The sequence below is a fragment of the Streptomyces sp. NPDC034670 genome (assembly GCF_055574875.1).
Genome location: NZ_JBVITR010000002.1, coordinates 245988 through 263696, shown reverse-complemented (window position 1 = coordinate 263696; position 17709 = coordinate 245988). Strand labels below are relative to the sequence as shown.

The 17709-nt window shown below is 68.7% G+C and carries 15 protein-coding genes and 4 pseudogenes; 9 read left to right on the top strand and 10 right to left on the bottom strand.

Annotated elements, in window-relative coordinates; translation table 11 throughout:
- The 8 genes from ACZ56B_RS02695 to ACZ56B_RS02660 form a co-directional block, all read right to left on the bottom strand.
- Window positions 1-116 (bottom strand): adenosylhomocysteinase (locus tag ACZ56B_RS02695; RefSeq protein ID WP_468785483.1); only part of this gene is annotated, 116 nt, incomplete at its 3' end.
- On the bottom strand, window positions 106-1026 hold the full coding sequence (metF, locus tag ACZ56B_RS02690; protein ID WP_468785469.1) for a methylenetetrahydrofolate reductase [NAD(P)H]: 921 nt from the start codon (window positions 1024-1026) through the stop codon (window positions 106-108). The genes metF and ACZ56B_RS02695, both read right to left, overlap by 11 nt.
- Entirely contained in the window at window positions 1023-2006 is a 984-nt protein-coding gene (locus ACZ56B_RS02685; RefSeq protein ID WP_468785467.1) for a carbohydrate kinase family protein, read from the bottom strand. The genes metF and ACZ56B_RS02685 overlap by 4 nt, the downstream gene beginning before the upstream one ends.
- A gap of 140 nt (window positions 2007-2146) precedes the next feature.
- Window positions 2147-3373: a methionine adenosyltransferase gene (gene metK, locus ACZ56B_RS02680; RefSeq protein WP_468785465.1), complete on the bottom strand. Its 1227-nt coding sequence runs from the start codon at window positions 3371-3373 to the stop codon at window positions 2147-2149.
- A gap of 162 nt (window positions 3374-3535) precedes the next feature.
- Window positions 3536-4183 carry a class I SAM-dependent DNA methyltransferase gene (locus tag ACZ56B_RS02675; RefSeq protein WP_468785463.1) on the bottom strand — a complete coding sequence of 216 codons (648 nt, stop codon included), beginning with the start codon at window positions 4181-4183 and terminating at the stop codon, window positions 3536-3538.
- Window positions 4184-4240: 57 nt separating this feature from the next.
- Entirely contained in the window at window positions 4241-5212 is a 972-nt protein-coding gene (locus tag ACZ56B_RS02670; RefSeq protein WP_468785461.1) for a DMT family transporter, read from the bottom strand.
- A 20-nt stretch (window positions 5213-5232) separates the two neighbouring features.
- Window positions 5233-6231 (bottom strand): PLP-dependent cysteine synthase family protein, encoded by a 999-nt coding sequence (locus tag ACZ56B_RS02665; protein ID WP_468785459.1) that lies wholly within the window; start codon window positions 6229-6231, stop codon window positions 5233-5235.
- A gap of 137 nt (window positions 6232-6368) precedes the next feature.
- Window positions 6369-7355 carry a class I SAM-dependent methyltransferase gene (locus ACZ56B_RS02660; protein ID WP_468785457.1) on the bottom strand — a complete coding sequence of 329 codons (987 nt, stop codon included), beginning with the start codon at window positions 7353-7355 and terminating at the stop codon, window positions 6369-6371.
- Window positions 7356-7786: 431 nt separating this feature from the next.
- On the opposite strand from ACZ56B_RS02660, the pseudogene ACZ56B_RS02655 reads away from it, so the two are divergent.
- The 4 genes and pseudogenes from ACZ56B_RS02655 to ACZ56B_RS02640 form a co-directional block, all read left to right on the top strand.
- Window positions 7787-7939: pseudogene (locus tag ACZ56B_RS02655) on the top strand (IS110 family transposase); the annotation flags it as partial.
- Window positions 7940-8357: 418 nt separating this feature from the next.
- Window positions 8358-9023 carry a class II aldolase/adducin family protein gene (locus ACZ56B_RS02650; protein ID WP_468785455.1) on the top strand — a complete coding sequence of 222 codons (666 nt, stop codon included), beginning with the start codon at window positions 8358-8360 and terminating at the stop codon, window positions 9021-9023.
- Complete coding sequence (locus tag ACZ56B_RS02645) at window positions 9020-9598, top strand: cupin (protein WP_468785453.1); 579 nt, start codon at window positions 9020-9022, stop codon at window positions 9596-9598. Before ACZ56B_RS02650 ends, ACZ56B_RS02645 begins: the two co-directional genes overlap by 4 nt.
- Before the next feature lie 320 nt (window positions 9599-9918).
- On the top strand, window positions 9919-11253 hold the full coding sequence (locus ACZ56B_RS02640; protein ID WP_468785451.1) for a helix-turn-helix domain-containing protein: 1335 nt from the start codon (window positions 9919-9921) through the stop codon (window positions 11251-11253).
- An 84-nt stretch (window positions 11254-11337) separates the two neighbouring features.
- Here the strand turns inward: ACZ56B_RS02640 and ACZ56B_RS02635 are convergent, their stop codons facing one another.
- Complete coding sequence (locus ACZ56B_RS02635; RefSeq protein WP_468785449.1) at window positions 11338-11955, bottom strand: TetR/AcrR family transcriptional regulator; 618 nt, start codon at window positions 11953-11955, stop codon at window positions 11338-11340.
- A 237-nt stretch (window positions 11956-12192) separates the two neighbouring features.
- Here ACZ56B_RS02635 and ACZ56B_RS02630 point away from each other — a divergent pair, with 237 nt between their 5' ends.
- Together ACZ56B_RS02630 and ACZ56B_RS02625 are read left to right on the top strand one after the other, a co-directional pair.
- A complete protein-coding gene (locus ACZ56B_RS02630; RefSeq protein ID WP_468785447.1) occupies window positions 12193-12885 on the top strand; it encodes a haloacid dehalogenase type II in 693 nt (230 codons plus the stop codon).
- Between the two features lie 1926 nt (window positions 12886-14811).
- Window positions 14812-14892 (top strand): annotated as a pseudogene (locus ACZ56B_RS02625) (IS5/IS1182 family transposase); the annotation flags it as partial.
- Window positions 14893-14926: 34 nt separating this feature from the next.
- On the opposite strand, the pseudogene ACZ56B_RS02620 reads toward ACZ56B_RS02625, so the two are convergent.
- A pseudogene (locus ACZ56B_RS02620) lies at window positions 14927-15085 on the bottom strand (hypothetical protein); the annotation flags it as partial.
- A gap of 621 nt (window positions 15086-15706) precedes the next feature.
- Between ACZ56B_RS02620 and panD the strand changes: the two are divergent.
- The 3 genes and pseudogenes from panD (at window position 15707) to ACZ56B_RS02605 (ending at window position 17204) form a co-directional block, all read left to right on the top strand.
- Window positions 15707-16126, top strand: coding sequence for an aspartate 1-decarboxylase (panD, locus tag ACZ56B_RS02615; protein ID WP_468785445.1), 420 nt, complete (start codon window positions 15707-15709; stop codon window positions 16124-16126).
- A 35-nt stretch (window positions 16127-16161) separates the two neighbouring features.
- Window positions 16162-16521: a GNAT family N-acetyltransferase gene (locus tag ACZ56B_RS02610; RefSeq protein ID WP_468785443.1), complete on the top strand. Its 360-nt coding sequence runs from the start codon at window positions 16162-16164 to the stop codon at window positions 16519-16521.
- A gap of 15 nt (window positions 16522-16536) precedes the next feature.
- Window positions 16537-17204, top strand: a pseudogene (locus tag ACZ56B_RS02605) (aspartate/glutamate racemase family protein).
- Window positions 17205-17709 lie beyond the last annotated feature (505 nt).

Sequence of the window (17709 nt, the reverse complement as noted above, 5' to 3'; positions counted from 1 at the left end):
TCCTGGCGGATCGCCATCAGGCCGGGCATCTCGTGCTCGGCGAGGGTGATCTCCTTGCGGCCGAACTCGGCCAGGGACAGGTCGGCGACCTTGAAATCGGTGGACTCAGCGGGCACGGACGCTCCTTGTGATCTGCGTCGACAGCACGTTGCGATGGATGTCGAGGGCCGCGGTGGACTTGTTGAGGGTGATGTAGTGCAGGCCGGGGGCGCCCTCGGCGAGCAGGCGCTCGGCCATGCGGGTGGCGTGGTCGACGCCGATGCGGTGGCCCGCTGCCGGATCGTGACGGGCGGCCTCCAGGCGGTGGGCCAGGTCCTCGGGGAAGGCCGCGTCGCTGAGTTCGGCGAAGCGGCGGATCTGCCGCACGTCGGTGGCCGGCATGATCTCCGGGATGATCGGGATGTCGCAGCCGGCCGCCGTCACCCGGTCCCGCAGCCGCAGGTAGTCCTCCACGTCGAAGAACATCTGCGTGATCGCGTAGTCGGCGCCCGCCCGGCACTTGGCCACGAAGTGCCGGATGTCCGACTCCCAGTCGGGCGAGCGCGGGTGCTTCTCCGGGAAGGCGGCCACCCCGATCCTGAAGTCGCCCAGCGAGCGCACCAGTTCCACCAGCTGGTAGGCGTGGGTGAAACCGTCGGGGTGCGGCACCCAGGAGCCCTTGGGATCGCCCGGGGGGTCGCCGCGCAGGACGAGGACGTCGCGGATGCCGGCATCCGCGTAGGTGCCGATGATGTGACGCAGCTCGGCGACCGAGTGGCCGACGGCGGTGAGGTGGGCGACCGGGCGCAGGGTCGTCTCGGCGGCGATGCGCCGGGTGACGGCGACGGTGCGGTCACGCGACGAACCCCCGGCCCCGTAGGTGACGGAGACGAAGTCGGGAGCGAGCGCCTCGATCCGGCGGATGGCCCACCACAGCGTTTGTTCGCCTTGAGCGGTCCTGGGCGGGAAGAACTCGAACGAGAACGTCGGAGAACTGTCCGTCGACGCGTGCCTCCCGGCCTGCCCGCACCACCCCCTGAAGGTCATGACACCTGAGCGAGCCGCGGCTTCAGAGCACGGGCCGGGTCGTTGCCGTACGTCTGCTCGACGCGGGTGATCAGGTCCGGCGGGCTGAGCTCGTACTCCTGGGTGCCGACGGACTCCAGCACGGTGGTGGCCAGGGCGCAGCCGAGTCGGGCCGCCTGCTCCTGCGTCCAGTTCCACGCCGTACCCGCGAGGAACCCGGACCGGAAGGCGTCTCCCGCGCCCGTGGGATCGGAGATCTTCTCCGTGGGTACGGCGGGGATCCGCAGTGCGGGGGCACCCGACCTGGTCAGCGCCACTCCGGCCTCGCCCAGTGTGGTGATCCAGGTGCCGATCCGCCCCAGCAGGCGGTCCTCCGTCCATCCGGTGCGTTCCAGAAGCAGGGCCGCCTCGTACTCGTTGGTAAACAACCACCTCGCCCCGTCGACGAGTTGGCGTACCTGGTCGCGTTCCAGGCGGGCGAGCTGTTGGGAGGGGTCGGCAGCGACGGGGATGCCGAGCCGGTGGGCCGTGGCGGTGTGCCGCAGCATGGCAGCGGGATCGTCGGCGCCGACCAGGACGAGCGCAGGCGTGCCGGTACGTTCGGTGATCGCGGCCAGGTCGATCCTGGGGGCCTCGGCCATGGCGCCGGCGTAGAAGGTGGCGATCTGGTTCAGGTCCTTGTCGGTGGTGCACACGAAGCGGGCGGTGTGCAGACGCTCGCTGACCCGGACCTCGGACGTGTCGACGCCGTTCGCCCGCAGCCAGGAGCCGTACTCGGCGAAGTCGACTCCCGCCGCGCCGACCAGGATCGGATCGAGACCGAGCAGGCCGAGACCGAAGGCGATGTTGGCGCCGACGCCTCCTCTGCGCACCTGGAGCCGGTCGGCGAGGAAGGAGAGGGAGACCCGCTCCAGTTGCTCCTTGATCAGCTGTTCGGCGAAGCGTCCGGGAAACACCATCAGGTGGTCGGTCGCGATCGATCCGCTCACGGCGATACGCATGGACAGCGCTCCTTGGTCCTGAGGCGGGGTGGATGGGGGAAGGGCCGGGGCGGCGAGGCCGACGGGAAAGCGGTGCGCGGTCCGGGGGCAGCCCGCGCACCGCCGTCTGTCGTGCCGGTCCGTGCCCCGGCGCCGCACTGTCAGCCCGACGCCGCTGCCTTGCGCAGGGCGTCCGCGCGGTCGGTGCGCTCCCAGGTGAAGTCCGGCAGTTCGCGGCCGAAGTGGCCGTAGGCGGCGGTCTGGGCGTAGACCGGGCGCAGCAGGTCGAGGTCGCGGATGACGGCGGCCGGGCGGAGGTCGAAGACCTCGGAGACGGCGTTCTCGATCCTCTCGACGGCGACCGTGTTGGTGCCGAAGGTCTCGACGAACAGGCCCACGGGCTCGGCCTTGCCGATGGCGTACGCCACCTGGAGCTCGCACCGTGTGGCCAGGCCGGCCGCGACGACGTTCTTGGCCACCCAGCGCATCGCGTACGCCGCAGAACGGTCCACCTTGGAGGGGTCCTTGCCCGAGAACGCGCCGCCGCCGTGGCGGGCGTAACCGCCGTAGGTGTCGATGATGATCTTCCGGCCGGTCAGCCCCGCGTCGCCCATCGGGCCGCCGATCTCGAAGCGGCCGGTGGGGTTGACCAGCAGGCGGTAGTCCTCGGTGTCCAGCTTGATGCCGTCGTCGGCGAGCCGGGCGAGAGTGTGCTCGACGACCTCGGCGCGGATGTCGGGGGTGAGCAAGCTGTCCAGGTCGATGTCGCTCGCGTGCTGGGAGGAGACGACGACCGTGTCCAGGCGCACGGGCCGACTGCCCAGGTACTCGATGGTGACCTGGGTCTTGCCGTCGGGGCGCAGGTAGGGGATGGTGCCGTCTTTGCGGACTTCGGTCAGCCGGCGCGAGAGCCGGTGGGCCAGTTCGATCGGCAACGGCATCAGGGAGGGAGTCTCGGTGGTCGCGTAGCCGAACATCAGACCCTGGTCGCCAGCGCCCTGCTGGTCGAGCCCGTCGGTCGCGCCACCCGTGGCCGAGCCGTCCAGCCTGCTCTCGTACGCCGTGTCGACGCCCTGGGCGATGTCGGGGGACTGTGCGCCGATCGACACCGACACCCCGCAGGAGGCACCGTCGAAACCCTTGGCCGAGGAGTCGTAGCCTATGTCGAGGATCTTCTTGCGGACCAGGGTGGCGATGTCGACGTAGGCGGAGGTCGTCACCTCGCCCGCGATGTGCACCTGACCGGTGGTGATCAGGGTTTCGACCGCCACGCGCGACGCGGGGTCGGCACGCAGCAGTGCGTCGAGGACGGTGTCGCTGATCTGGTCGGCGATCTTGTCGGGATGGCCCTCGGTCACGGACTCCGAGGTGAACAGGCTGCGCGACATGACACTCCAGGGCAGACGTGGTGGGTGTACCGGTCGACATGCGCGCGGCCCGGGCCGCCGGGGCCGGAGGCACGTGGCCCCGGCGCCGCTGGTGACTGCGCGCACTTCTGTCGTGAAGTCGGGGGAGAGGGGCCGAGCCGGATCAGCGGCGCGAGGCCCTTGTCACCGCGCCGGGCCGGTCTTGCGGAAGACCCAGTAGTCGGCGCTCTCTTCGGCGATGTAGCGGGCGTCGCCCAGCTTGAACTCCAGGAGGGCCAGGGAAGCGACCTCCTCGGACCGGGCGAAGTCCTCGAAGCTCGTCTCGGTCGCGTAGCTGCCGCGGGTGGAAACCGCGATCAGACCGCCGGGCAAGGCGTACTCGATCAGGGTGAGCAGCGCCGTGGGGCGCACATGACCGAGCGTGAACACACCGCTGCTGACCACGATGCCGTACTGGTCCAGACGGTCGTCGCGCCGGGGCACCGAGAGGTCCACGCCGCCGTGGACCTTCCGGTACGCCCGGGTCTTGAGGGCTTCGGCGGCCATGTTCTCCGAGAGATCGACGCCGTCGATCACGTAGTCGCCCAGGGTGCGCAGGACACTGCCGACGAGGCCGGTGCCGCAGCCGGCGTCGAACACGGTCGTGTCCGGCGTCGCGTAGGCGGAGGCGAGCAGGTGCACGAGGTTGGCCGCGATCCGGGGTGCCACCCATTTCTGGTCCGCCAGGTCCACGTCGTACCGCGACGCCCAGTCCTCGTAGTAGTTCTTCAGCCCCGGAGAATCGTCGAAGAAGACGTGGGACTGCTTGACGTTCGTGAAGGAGCTGCTCATGGGATTTCCTCCCTGTCGGTCCGGATCGACGATCGCGAGGGTTCTTCTCTCGCTCTGCTATGTCACTGCGGGCACGTCCGGCGCGCCCGATTTCCGCTCGGTGCCGGTGCCGTCTCCTCGCGATCGGGAGTTCTTCACGTCGAACACCATGTAGACAGCGATTCCGGCAAGAACGAACACGGCGCCGCCGACCTCCGTCCAGGTGGGCATCCGTTTTTCCGCCGGGAGACTCATGAGCGCGCCGAAGATCGTCTCGGTGGCGAGCAACGGCCCGACCAAGGGCACCGGAATGCCCTGCGCCGCCTTCACCCAGATGTATGTGCCCCACCAGGAACCGATGACCCCGAGGAAGACGCACCAGGCGATGATCTTGAACAGGGGGTACGGGGCGAAGGTCTCCTCGGGCGTGGTGGCGACGGCGAAGGGCAGCAGGACCATGGAGGCGCCGCCTGCCCCCATGGCCACCAGCGCTGCCCAGATCTTGGGGTCCGGCTTCGTCTCCCAGGTGCGCTGTGACTGGGCGTTGCGGACGACGAAGTAGGACCAGGTGAGCATGGCCATGAGGGCCAGCAGGATCCCGAAAAGTGAGTCGTGAGCGTGGTCCGAGGGCTTTTCGTGGATGAAGTCCGCGGCGCTCAGAAGAGTGAGGCCGGAGAGAATCAGGAGGACCGGCGCGACCAACTCGCTCCACGACATGCGTTTTTCCGCGACGTTGCCGGCCACCGCGATGGTGATCGGTGAGGATCCCACGATGACCGCGGTGATGAAACCACTGCCCATGGTGGCGGAGTACGAGACGCAGATGTAGAAGACGAAGTACCCCACAAAGCCTATGTACAGGCCGAAGAGGATCCTGCGCATCGGCATCAGCCTGAGCAGGCTCCGGCCTCGGAGCAGGACGTACAGGCCGCACAGGCCGAACAAGGAGTACCGGCCTGTGACCAGGAGCAGTTCACTCGCCGGCTTGACGGCGGCCGGGGCGGGGAAGGCGAAGGCCCAGAGGAGAGCGGCCGTCAGTGCCGCTGCCACGTTCTTTTGCGTACTTCCCATCACGCAGTCGCTTCCAGCGCGGTGTTCCGCCCAGCGGCAAAACCGTTCTGCATCAGCCAGTCCCGGTTGTAGATCTTGGAGATGTATTTGCTTCCGCTGTCCGGCAGGACGGTGACGACCGTGGCCGGTCCCGTCAGCGACCGGGCCACCTGCACGGCGCCCCACACATTGGCGCCCGAGGTGCCACCGCAGACGAGACCCTCGCGTCTGGCCAGGTGCTGACAGGTGGCGAAAGCGTCGGCGTCGGTGAACTGAGCCACATCGTCGACGACCGAGAAGTCCATGCACTTCGCCAGGTGATCCTCACCTGCGCCCTCGACGAAGTACGGTGCGATCTGTGAAGGGTCCACGACGCCTTCGTGGAAGTAGCGGTGGTATATGGAACCCACCGGATCGAGCAGGATGGACGTTACGGACGGATTCTTCGACTTCAGGAACCGGGAAGTTCCGGAGATCGTGCCCCCGGTGCTCCCCGATGCGACGAACGCCGTCACCGAGTGACCGAGCGCCTCCCAGATCTCAGGGCCCGTCGATCGGAAATGAGCCTCCGCGTTGAGCGGGTTGTCGTACTGGTTGAGCATGAACGAACCAGGCGTCTCCGCGTGGATGCGCCTTGCGCGCGTCACATAGTGCTTGGCCGAGTCCGGCGGGGCCGAGGTCGGGCAGACGATCACCTCGGCGCCCATGGCGCGCAAGGCGTCCTGCTTCTCCTTGCTCACCTTGTCCGGCATGGTCAGGATCGCGCGGTAGCCGCGTGTCGCCGCCATCATCGCGATTGCCGCACCAGTGTTTCCGGAGGTGTTCTCCACCACGGTCGTGCCGGGCCGGAGCAGATCGCGGTGCTCGGCGTCATCGAGGATGTAGCGGACGATCCGGTCCTTGATGCTGCCCCCCGGATTCATGAACTCGGCCTTGGCGAATATCCGAACACCGGCCGGAACGTCGAAGGTCTTCAGTTCGACGAGGGGCGTCCTGCCGATGAACGACTGGACATTCATGCCGACTCCTTACGAGAGTGGAAACGGTGATGGAGAGCCGGATCGGCGGGTGTGCCGCGGACACCGGGCCGGCACTCGCCCGGTGCCTTGCCGTCCGCTGCCGACTGTCAACGCACCGAAGAGGCAGCGGAGTCCGGTCAGAGGGCAGAGTCAGGAATCTTCACCGAGTCGAGGATGACGACCGTGTGACCGACCCTTTCGCCCTTCCCCACCAGAGCCAGGGCGTCCAGTGCCGATATCTCGAACGGCGCCAGCTCCTCCTCCAGTTTCAGGGCCTGCGCCCCGGCGGCCGCGGGGGGCAGGCCCTCGAAGGCGTCGCGCAGAACGTTCACCGGGTAGAAGTGGAACGGTCCCAGTCCTTCCCTCTCCCATTGGGCGTATCCGCCGACCACTTCGGCCGGCTCCGACTGGACCTTCCAGGTGTAGGTCAGGATGTTGCCGTTGTAGCCGGCGGCTCCGGAGAGGGCCAGGATCTCAGACAACGGAATGCGCGCACCGATCGACGACAGTACCCGCCCGCCGACCCGAAGGAGGGGATGCGCCTGCTGGAGAGCCAGGTAGTGGAGCGTCAAGAGGTTCTTTTCCGCGGCTCCGGGAACCTCCTCGCTGCGCTCGGTGATGAAGGTCGAACTCGTCTGTCCGTCGGCCAGGTCCTCGTCACCCGCCATCGGAATGTTGGGGAGGTTCTCGTAGATCACGTCGATCTGCGACAGCTTGTCGGCCAGTGGGGCGAGGAGGTCGCCCGCGCCTCCGATCAGTTCTACGTCCTCGATCAGGAGGTTGCTGCGAATGTTTTCCCGCGCATACGTGAGAACGTCCTGATGGAGGTCGGTGAAACCGACGGTACGTGCTTGCAGAATTTCCACGGCTGCCAGGGCGTCGAGTCCCGCTCCCGTCCCGATCGTGCAGAACCGCGGGGCGAGTACGCCCATGTGTGCCAGCGTCTTGAACGCGGGAACGGCAACGCTCGCCACCCAGTCGGCCCGCGGGTCCTTTGCCTTCGGGAGGTAGGAATGGTCCGAAAGCCGGAGCCCGATGGATGACCTGATCCGTTCCAGTTCGCTTATCTGGAAGAACTCGCCGGGCGACACAACCAATTCGGAATGGTCGACACGTGTACCCATCTCGGTCTCCTTAGAGGTGGCGACAGCACTGCTTCTGTGAAGGTCTCCGGACCGCCCGATTCGACGCAGGGCAGGCGGGCGCACGGAACCGTTCTGTGCCGAAGGGATCAACTGCGATCGCATTGCGCCTTTCACGGGGAAGGCGTTTTGCGGTAGCAGCGATTCCACTATCGCCATGGCCGGCAACGCCGTACAAGGGGTGCCCTGTTGCCTGTCGTCAGGCAACGCTGGCAACAGCGAACCCCGGAGCACCTCGCCGCATGCGTCGGTCCGGCGTTCGCCGGCGCACCGGCCGGTCGCCGTGCGCTCTTTCCCGTCGTCGGCTCGGACGGCTCTGCCTTCTCGGTGGGGTCGATCGTGGGGTCGGGTCGCCCGGGGGGCGCCGGGTGTGACTGTCGGAGTGCTGCCGTCTCGCGGCTCTTCCGGCTCCCCGGCCGCTCGTCCCTCACCGAGAACTTCAGCGCGTCTTCTGGGCCTCTGCGTCGGTCGGCGTCCGCTACGACCCGAACTCGCGGGACTTCCACGGCCGCAGACGTGCCGGTGGGAAGAAGCGCCTCCAGGCCGTGCTCGCCCTCGCCCGCCGTGGCGCCACCGGTGACTACGGCAGCCTGGCAGCAGCACGCGGAAACCGGACCCGCGCGACCCGGCCGCAAGGATCGGCATATCGCCATGAAGCGGGCGTTCTCCGTCCGCCGACGGGTCCGCTGCATACCAGACGTGCGACCGGGCTGCATCGGAAAAGAGCTTTCCGGCCGCCTCGGAGGTTCCCCGTTGACACTGCGGAAACCGACTCCCTAGCATGTAGCTATACCGGTTGGTATACGTCACCGTCTCCCCCCCCACGAAGGAGATGCGCACGTGTTGCTCCGTCTGTCCGGCGTAGCGGCTGGTGAAGCCCTGGTTGCCACCAGAACCTGTGCTGTCGATCCGCTGGGACGTCAACGGCACGGCTACCGGTGTATGAGGACGCAGCCCACCGGCCCGTACGGGAGAAGAGAATCCGTGAAACCCGTATACATCCGCGATGACGTCGAGCCGCAACGTCAGCACCTCTCGGCGATCGGCCGGTCCGTGTACCGACATGGCTGGCTGCCGGGAATATCCGGCAGCATCTCGATCCGATCAGGTGAAGCGATTCTGATCACCGCCGGTGACCTGGACAAAAAGGTGATGACCCACCAGGACACCGTGATGGTGGATCCCTTCGACGGGCTGCCGTTGCTCGGGGAGACCGAGTGGCCCCCGGACGAAACCGCGCTACACCTCGCCCTCTACCGGCGATTGCCCGACTGCGGAGCGGTGATCTGTGCGCAAGCACCGTGCGCCGAGGCACTCACCACCGTGGCCGACGGCAGCGGCCAGGCGCTCCTCAGGGAACCGGAAGCGGCGCAGGCAGTCGACTTGTCGGATGACTGCCCGCCCGTACCGCCGGTCGTCGCGGACCGGCTTGATGCGTCACGCGTCGCCGAAGACGTGGTGGCCGCTCTCGACGCCCCGGCCCTCGGCACCTCTTCGGTTCTGCTCGTCCGGCAGAACGGCCTCGTCGCCTGGGGTCGTGACGCCGACGAAGCGCTCGGCGAGCTGGAGCGTATCGAACGGCTCAGCCACCTGCCCCAGGTCGGCGCGGTCGCCGACGAACCCGCTGAGGTCAGGGTGAACACCTGGTGACACTGCTACAGATCATGCCGGAGAACGCCCCGGAGACGGTGCGGGTGCGGACCGACGACCTGGACGTCATCCAAGGGGAGTTGCTCAGGATCGGTGTGCGCCTCGTCCGGTGGCACGCCGCCCGCCGGCTTCCGGCCGACGCCGACGACACCACGGTCATGAAGGCGTACGAGAGCCACATCGACCACCTGGGCGCCGAGGGCGGCTACCGGATCGTCGACATCGTCCGCAGGGTTCCCCCGCCGGCCGATCCAAGCCCGCAGAGATGTCCAGCGCGTGAGGCGTTCATGCAAGAACACGTCCACGACGACGATCTGGTGCGCTTTCTTGTGGCGGGCACGGGCTGCTTCTCCCTCCATGTCGCGGGACAGGTGTACGCGTTGCTGTGCACGGCAGGGGACCTGCTGTCCGTACCCGGACGCACGCCCCACTGGTTCGACGCGGGCGCTCACCCGAACTGCACGGTGATCCGTTTCTTCCAGCGGGCCGACCGCAGTGCCGTCCGTGTCCTGCCGGACGGCATCGCCTCCCGGTTCCCGACCCATGACGAGTTGCTGGCGACGCCCGGCGACTGACCGGCGCCTCATCGAAGACCTCCGCGGCCATCTCGCCGGTGCGGGGCGCGACCTTCCTGCCCGGGCTCTCTCACCGGTGAGCGCTGCCGGCTTCCACGGAGCCCACTCGCAACCGCCAGGACGGCCCGAAGCGTGCGATCCGGATCACCAGGCCCACCGACCGGACCAGGAAGCAGGCGCGGCAGTCGCGGCAACCCCGGCTCGAACCGGCTACTTCAGGACAACTGTACAATTCTGGGGGCTAGACAGTGGTACGAGAACCAGTACAGGGATCATCGTCAACTCGGCGTACCCAGGAAAGAATCGGCTCTCTCGACGGAGTGCCGGCGTCATACGGACAGTTGCTGCGGGCTCACCGGACGAAGCGAGGGCTTTCGCTCACGCAGTTCGCCGCCCGGGTGCATTTCAACCCGGGGCACATCAGCAAGGTCGAGACCGGCAAGCGGTCACCTTCGGTGAGCTTCGCGAAGGCCTGCGACCGGGCACTCGACATCGGAAACACCTTCACCGCCATCGCCTCCGCTCTGGAGGTGGCCACCCGGCAGCAGCAAGGCTGGATCCGGCCTGCCCAACTTCCCACGGCAAAAAGGCATTTCGTAGGGCGCCACGATGACCTGCGTCGACTGGACGGGCTCCTTCGAAGCCACGAGCAAACACTTGCGGTACCCGTGGCGGTGATCAACGGCCCGCCCGGTGTGGGAAAGACCGCACTCGCGGTGCAATGGGCACACCGAGCCGTCAACGACGGCCACTTCCCCGACGGGCAGCTGTTCGTCAGCCTTCAGGGGCCCGAGCCGGACACCGCGGCCGCTCCCTTCGACGTGCTGGAAGATCTGCTGCGCGCCGTGGGCGTGTCTTCTGAGTGCATTCCAGCCGAGCTGGAACAAAGGGCTGCCACCTTCCGGTCATACCTGCACAGCCGGAAAATGCTCCTGGTGCTGGACAATGCCGCGGACGCCCAGCAGATCCGCCCCCTGTTACCGGGATCTCCGGGATGCGCCGTCGTGGTGACCAGCCGGTCGCGATTACCGGGGCTGATGCCCTTGGTGGACGCCGTCTCGCTGCCTCTGCCCGAGCTGTGCCAACCGGAAGCCGCCAAGCTGATCGGCGCGGTCATAGGCCAGGTGCGGGCCGACGCCGACCCAGGCGCGGTGGCCGTATTGGCGGAGCGATGCGGGCGTCTTCCCCTGGCTTTGGTCCTGGCCGCCGAGAGGATCGTGAGCCGACAGCACCACAGTGCCGAGGTCCTTGCCACCGAACTCAAACCCCGACAGGCCAGGCTGAACCTCGCAGAAGGGGGCGTGGTGCTCCGCGACGTGTTCGAGACCTCGTACAAGGCGCTCGACGAGCAGAGCGCTCGTGTCTTCCGGGGGCTCGGCCTGCTCCCGGGGCGTCTGATCGATGTGGTCAGCACGGCGTCGATCGCGGGTGTCCCTCCGGAGGAAGCCTCACTGTCGCTGTGCAACCTGGCCGCCGCGCACCTGGTTCAGCGTCATGGTGAGCGTCACTATCGCATGCACGACCTGTTGCGGGCGTATGCGGCCGATCTGTCGAGGCAGTCGAACGGCGACCCCGGGCGCGCGATGGCGAACGGCCGTGCGGCCGACCCGGTGCCCACGCCGAACTCCCTCGCGGCTCCTTCTCTCGTCGCGTAGAACCTCACCGGTGGCCGGAGGCCCGACAACGGACACGAGCCCGGGATCATCCCCGGTGTTTCACGGGGCCGGGGACCGGAGCGGTCACTGGGAAAGCGACCTTTCGATGAGGACTTCGGCCATGTGTTCAGCACGATCGACGGCCTGGTCAAGCGACCGCATGGAATCGGCGACGCAGGCCCCCTCGTGCAGGATCAGGATCTGGGCGGCCAGTCCCGCGGGGTCATCGGAGCCGGCTTCCGCGGCCAGCCCTTCCAGGTAGGAGAGCAGCCAGGCCTTCTGGTCGCGGGCGACCGCCCGGCCAGGGTGGCCTTCGGGGAGTTCCACGGACGCGTTGATGAAGGCGCAGCCCCGCAGGCTCCGCTCGCGCATCCACTCGCGCAGGGCGTCGAACGTGGCCAGGATCTTCTCCGCCGGGGGACCGTCATGGCCGTTGACGTACTTCACCAGCGTGGAACGCCACAAGCCGTCACGAGCGCGCAGATAGGCGACGATGAGGTCGTTCTTCGAACCGAAGCGGTCGTAGAGGGTCTTCTTGGTGACGCCTGCTTCTGCCGCGATCGCCTCGACACCGACGGCGCGGATGCCCTGCTCGTAGAAGAGCCGCGAGGCTGTCTGGAGGATTTTCACGCCGGCCGGCGTGAGGTGTTGCACGCCGGGTCGTCGGCTGCTTCGATCTACGGTCTCGCTGTTGACAGCCACACCTCAATGTTACACCCAGCGGTATGGTTACAACAGTGGCTCCGCGGGTGTGAACACCCGAGGACGCCTCGTGAACGCCGAGGAGTTCCGTCTCGCCGGCGAAGTGAACTACCATTGCGACGTCGTTGTCGCCCGTGTCGCCCGTTCGTCACGACATGCCGCCGATGGGGCAATGGCGGGCCTGGTCGGTCGGTTCGGTCCACCGTGTTACGCCGGAGCGCGTGACGAGGAGGCCGAATGACCGAGGTTCACCGCATCGAGGCCGTCGTTTTCGACGTCCTCGGCACGATGGTCGATGAACCCGGCGGGCTGCGAGCGGCCATGCGGGAGGCGGTTCCTGCGGCAGAGGAAGCGTTTGTCGACCGGCTGCTCGACGTGTGGCAAGAGCATGTCGAGCGCGAGCAGCGTCGCATCGCGGGGAATGTGCGGCCCTACGTCAACTCGCAGGTCATCGACCGGGAGGCGGCCGAGCGTGTGGCCGGCTGCGTCGGCCTGACCGACGCAGCCGCCCTCGATCGGCTGGCCACCGCGGGACAGCGCATGAAGCCCTGGGGTGACTCCCTCGCCGGCCTCGCACGGTTGTCCGAGCGCTTTCCGGTACTGGCCCTCAGCAATGCCAGCCGTGCCTCTCTGCTTCGGCTCAACGCTCACACGGGACTGCGCTGGCACCAGACCCTGTCCGCCGAGGACGTCCGGGCGTACAAGCCTGCGCCGGAGGTCTACCGGCTCGCGCTCGACGCGGCAGGTTCTCCGCCGGAGCGCGTGCTCATGGTTGCCGCGCACGCCTGGGACCTTCGCGGGGCCCAAGCCGTGGGCATGCGAACTGCTTATGTGCAGCGACCGGTAGGGGATCCGCCGCGCAGGAGCGACTCGTTCACGTGTCGGTCCAGTGGCTTGGAGGAGTTGGCCGCCGTACTTGCGGTGGTGTAGTGCCGGAACGCGACGGGTCTTTGGCATCCGACGGCCGGAGCCTTCCCGCCGTGGTGCCACAGCCCTGTTGCGGGGCTGTGAAGAGGGAGCGGAGGAGCTCGGCCGCGGCCCGGTCCAGGGACGTGAGCCGCCGGGACCCGGGTGCCGCGGCCGCGTGGCCGAGGCCGATTCGTTCGAACAGGTGGCGGAGAGGCGGTCCGTGACGCTGCGGTGGACGGTGCCGCGGGCCGGCTCGCCCCTGGCTGGTGGCGAAGCCCAGTTCGTCGGGAATTCCCGACGTCCGGCAGCGGTCACGGTCGGACGGTCCGGACCTCACCCGCGGTGTCGTCGATGCTTTGCGCACATGCGCGACGCTCTCCTCCGGCCCGCGTACCGCGTGACTTTTCGCCCGCAGGACTCCGGCCTCCTGAAAGGAGTCCTCGCGGCAGCGGCTCGGGGCTGGCTGTCACCGTCGCGACGACTGACTGCCATGCCGGTGGGTATCCGGTATCCATACTGGTAGGTTTACTGCGAGAAGGCGTTTCCGCGCCGTGTTCGGCAGTCGAGACTGCTTGGAGACCCTCGGATGAGGATGCTGCTTCGGCACGTATGGAATCTTCTGCGAGACATCGCGTACGGGATCAACGCCGGGCATGCCATCAGGCACGGAGTGCCGGTGCCGGCACGTGAACCTCCGAACTCAGCTGCCGGAACGAGTTTCCGGGCGACGGGAAGGCTCCGACGGCCCCCTCTGCCACCGCACCCTCCTCGGACAGCGCCACCCTCCGTTACCACCGGATGCGAGACAGGGCCGTTAGATTGACACACCCGTTTGGGCCGGCCTCGTCTTGTGGTTGGGGCGACATTTGTTCCAGCTTCAAACGGCCCCAGTTCTGGCCCCGGCAGGGTCGGCCATGAGTGGGGCTTCGGGGCGGGGCGATGTCGCGAGACGACCGTGGGGGAGAACGCTACGCATGACGACTTGAAGAGCACCGGCCGGGCGGCAGCGCTGGGTCGAGGTCGCGACCCGGGACACGGTCAGAGACGGTGGTCGTCGAATCCGTGCTGCTTGTGGGACAGCCGTCCGCTCCCACCAGTTCCGTCTCCATCCTCCTGGATCCTCGATGTTCGAGCGGTGCGTCGGCTTGACCTGGTGCTCCAGGTGCCGGATCTGCTCAGGCGCGATGGTCCACATTCCCCGAATGCGTGTCCTCGTCGACGCACTGGCCTCCCTCCCTGCAGACAGGCGTGATCGATTGCGTCGCAGTGAGGTGAGACTGATCGACTGTCTCGATCGTCAGGTCAGCTGGTAAGAGCTGTCCCGTAAATGATCTGCGGCATGCGGATTGACCAGCGACGCTGCGCCTCATCCGGCGAGGGTGAGGTTGTGCAGGAGGGCGATGTCGAGCACGTTGCGGTGAACGCCTTCGTCTTTGAGGCGGCAGTCGCTGAGGATCTTCAGAGAACGGAGGGGTGCCGTGGAGACTGCTTGTCAGCGGGGGATTCTTTGTCCCGCTTCGGTGAGGGTCAGTGTGAGGCACCCCAGCCACGTGCCGGATCGCGGGTACTCCCCGTCCTCGGCGTCCGCCAGGACAACGGGAAGGTCCTGCTTCGGGACGGGGGGACCGGGCTGCTCTCCGAGAGTGCCGTCCGGCGCTGTCCAGAGCACGAGCCGGCACACTTCGCTCCATCCTCTGTCGATGAAGGGGAAGGAGGATCGGGACGAGAGCCGAGGCGGGCCCTGAGACCAGCGGCTCGTCGAGGTCACCCCGGACACCGGGAAGGATGTCGATCCCGGTGGCGTTGATCATGAAGGCACGTTCGGCGGAGGACAGCTGGTCCGTCGCGGGATGCGTCGCGTGCAGAGTGTCGCAGCTCAGGAGAACGGCCGGCGAGAGCTCTGGTGGCTCTCTGAAGAAGTGCTCACATGGACGAGATGATCTCGATGTGGCTGGTGTGACCACAGCGTCGGAGCCGTCCTGGACAGCCCCGTTCTCCGGGCTGAGCCCGCGAGCCTTCGGGAAGATGGGCGCAGGGCCATCAGTACCGATACCAGGGCTGCCCCGAGAGGTGCGCCCACCAGTGGCACAGCCGCGCTGAGCATGCGCGACGAGTTGACCGGTGTGGACGGTGCCGTCCCCGCCGTGATCGCAAGCAGTGCACCGGGGACTCCACTCAGTGCCGTCGCTTTCGTATCCGCACGCTGCACCTCGACGAACATCCTGTTCTCGCCACTTGTGGGTACACCGGTCGTAGTCGAGACGTGCAGCGGGACGGTCTGCGGCTCGGATTCTTCCACTGCCTTCTCCCTGTCGTTGCCTTGCGGCTTGGAGGAGCAGTCTGGGCAAGCGGTCGGAACACGGCTGCCCACCGAGTGGTAGCGGTCGCGATCGATCGGTCACAGTCGGGGGCCCGGTTCGCTTTGCATCACACGGCTGCCCGGATCGTGTACTCCACGGGCGCCGGCGGGGCATCCGGCCAGTCGCAGGTCCACTCGACCGCCTGGTGTTCTGGAACCGGGCGAAGCCCCGGCTGTCGGGTGTGTTGAACGACTTCCAGGTCGATGCGGAGGACGGCTCCGTGCTCGACGAAGTGCTTACCTGGCACATCGTCAGGTAAGTCGGCATCTGGTCAGCATGAGCCCTCGCACACTCCGAGACGGGTGCTTGGTCGGCGATAGTGCAACAGCCTCATTTTCCGCGGAAGTGCAGGCGAGGAGCCTTCTTGCCCGAGTGGGGTCGATGTTCCTCGGAATCTTCGAGTCCGACGAGTCCCGATGTACAGTGAAGACCGCCCTTGACCTGCACAAAGCAGGCAGGGAGCCGTCTTCCAGGAGTCCAAAGTGCTGCGTACTCTGTTCAAGTCCAAGATCCATCGCGCCACCGTCACCCAGGCCGACCTGCACTACGTGGGATCGGTGACCATCGACGCGGATCTGCTCGACGCCGCCGACCTGCTGCCCGGCGAGCTCGTGCACATCGTCGACGTCACCAACGGGGCCCGGCTGGAGACGTACGTCATCGAGGGCGAGCGGGGCTCCGGCGTCGTCGGGATCAACGGGGCGGCGGCCCACCTCGTGCACCCCGGCGACCTGGTGATCATCATCAGCTACGCCCAGGTCACCGACGCCGAGGCGCGGGCGCTGGAGCCCCGGGTCGTGCACGTGGACCGCGACAACCGCGTCATGGCCCTGGGGACCGACCCGTCCGAGCCGGTGCCGGGATCGGACCAGCGGCGCAGCCCGCAGGCCGTCACGGCCTGACCGGGGAGGACCGAGCACCGAGGCAGGAGCGCGACGTGTCCGTGGACGGCAGGGACGACATCGAGATCCGCGACGACCGGTCGGCGGGACGGCTCGAGGCGGTGACGGCGGGCGAAGTCGTCGGCCGCATCGAGTACTTCGTCCTCGACGCCCCCGAGCGCGCGCTCGTGCCGGTGCACACCGTCGTCGGGCCCGCCCACGAGGGCAAGGGCGTCGCCGGTCGCCTCGCGCGCGAGCTGTACGCCGTCGCCGCACGCGAGGACAGCCCGGTCGCCCCGCTCTGCCCGTACGTCGTCCGGTGGGCCGGCCGTCACCCCGACCGGGCCCCGGCGGCCGCTCCGGAGCTGGTCCGGGCGGCGGAGGAATGGCTGGCGGCACACCCCGGGCGCTTCTGAGCACCGACCGCCCGCGTGCTCGTCCTCCTGCACACCTCACCCGTCCACGTGCCCGTCTCCGACGCGCTGCGCGACGAGGCCCGCCCCGGACTGGAACGGCGGCACCTCGTCGCCGGGGAACTGCTGCACCGGGCCCGCCTCGCCGGTCCCGCGGCGGTCGCCGACGACGTGCGGGCGAGGGTGCGGGAGGCCGTCGAGGGCGGGGCGCGGGCCGTGCTGTGCACGTGCTCGACCCTCGGCGGAGTCGCGGAGGCGACGGCCGCCGGGGCGGGCGTGCCCGTGCTGCGCGTCGACCGGCCGATGGCGGGCGCGGCCGTGGCCGCCGGTCCGCGGATCGTCGTCCTCGCCGCCCCGGGGAGCAGCCTGCGTCCCACGGCCGGACTCGTCGAGGAGGGGGCGCGGCGCGCCGGCCGCGCCGTCGGGGTGCGCACCGCGCCGGTCGAGGGTGCCCGGGCCCGTTTCGGGCGGGTGACCGGGAAGGGTGCGTCCGCCGGGTCGCGGACGCGGCCGGCGAGGTCACCGGCGCCGACGTGATCGTCCTCGCCCAGGCCTCCACGGCGCCGGCCGAGCGGCTCGGCACGGCCGGCGTCCCGGTGCTGTCCGGCCCGCGGCCCGGGCTCGCGGCGGGTGCGGCGGCAGCGGGCCACCGGTGGCGCCGTCCGCCGCGGCGGGCGGACCCGTGACGGTCCCCGCGGCGCGGCGCCGGGGGTCCCGCCGCCCCGTCCGCCGGGTGCGCCACCCGGGCCCCCGCCGTCGTGCGGGCGGGTGACTGAGGACGCGGCCCCCGGGTAGGCGGGGGAGTAGTCCAGAGCCGACGTCGACCGACTGGCCGGAGGACAGCCGCCATGACCGAGCCGTACCCGGACCCCGTCCCGCCGGGCCCCACTCCGGGGCCCACCCCGGGCCCGGACCCCGTACACCCCCAGCCCGTTCCCCCTCCGGGCCCCGGCCCGGCACCGGGCCCCACGCCCCCGAACCCCGCTCCGCCGCACCCGGGTCCGCCCGAGCCCTCTCCCTCGCCGATCCCGCCGGGACCCGAACCGGTGCCCGACCCGGAGCCCGGGCCGCCGCTGAGCTGAACACGGACCGCGCGCACGAGAAGGGGGGGGGGGGGGGGGGGGGGGGGGGGGGGGGGGGGGGGGGGGGGGGCGGGGGGGCGGGGGGGGGGTGAGCCCCCGGGGGCCGGGA

What these genes read in the sequence shown, in the direction of transcription:
- ACZ56B_RS02665 (WP_468785459.1), bottom strand. Translation starts at nt 6,231, where the DNA reads ATGAATGTCCAGTCGTTCATCGGCAGGACGCCCCTCGTCGAACTGAAG.
- ACZ56B_RS02630 (WP_468785447.1), top strand. Translation starts at nt 12,193, where the DNA reads ATGACCGAGGTTCACCGCATCGAGGCCGTCGTTTTCGACGTCCTCGGC.
- ACZ56B_RS02675 (WP_468785463.1), bottom strand. Translation starts at nt 4,183, where the DNA reads ATGAGCAGCTCCTTCACGAACGTCAAGCAGTCCCACGTCTTCTTCGAC.
- metK (WP_468785465.1), bottom strand. Translation starts at nt 3,373, where the DNA reads ATGTCGCGCAGCCTGTTCACCTCGGAGTCCGTGACCGAGGGCCATCCC.
- ACZ56B_RS02685 (WP_468785467.1), bottom strand. Translation starts at nt 2,006, where the DNA reads ATGCGTATCGCCGTGAGCGGATCGATCGCGACCGACCACCTGATGGTG.
- metF (WP_468785469.1), bottom strand. Translation starts at nt 1,026, where the DNA reads ATGACCTTCAGGGGGTGGTGCGGGCAGGCCGGGAGGCACGCGTCGACG.
- ACZ56B_RS02660 (WP_468785457.1), bottom strand. Translation starts at nt 7,355, where the DNA reads ATGGGTACACGTGTCGACCATTCCGAATTGGTTGTGTCGCCCGGCGAG.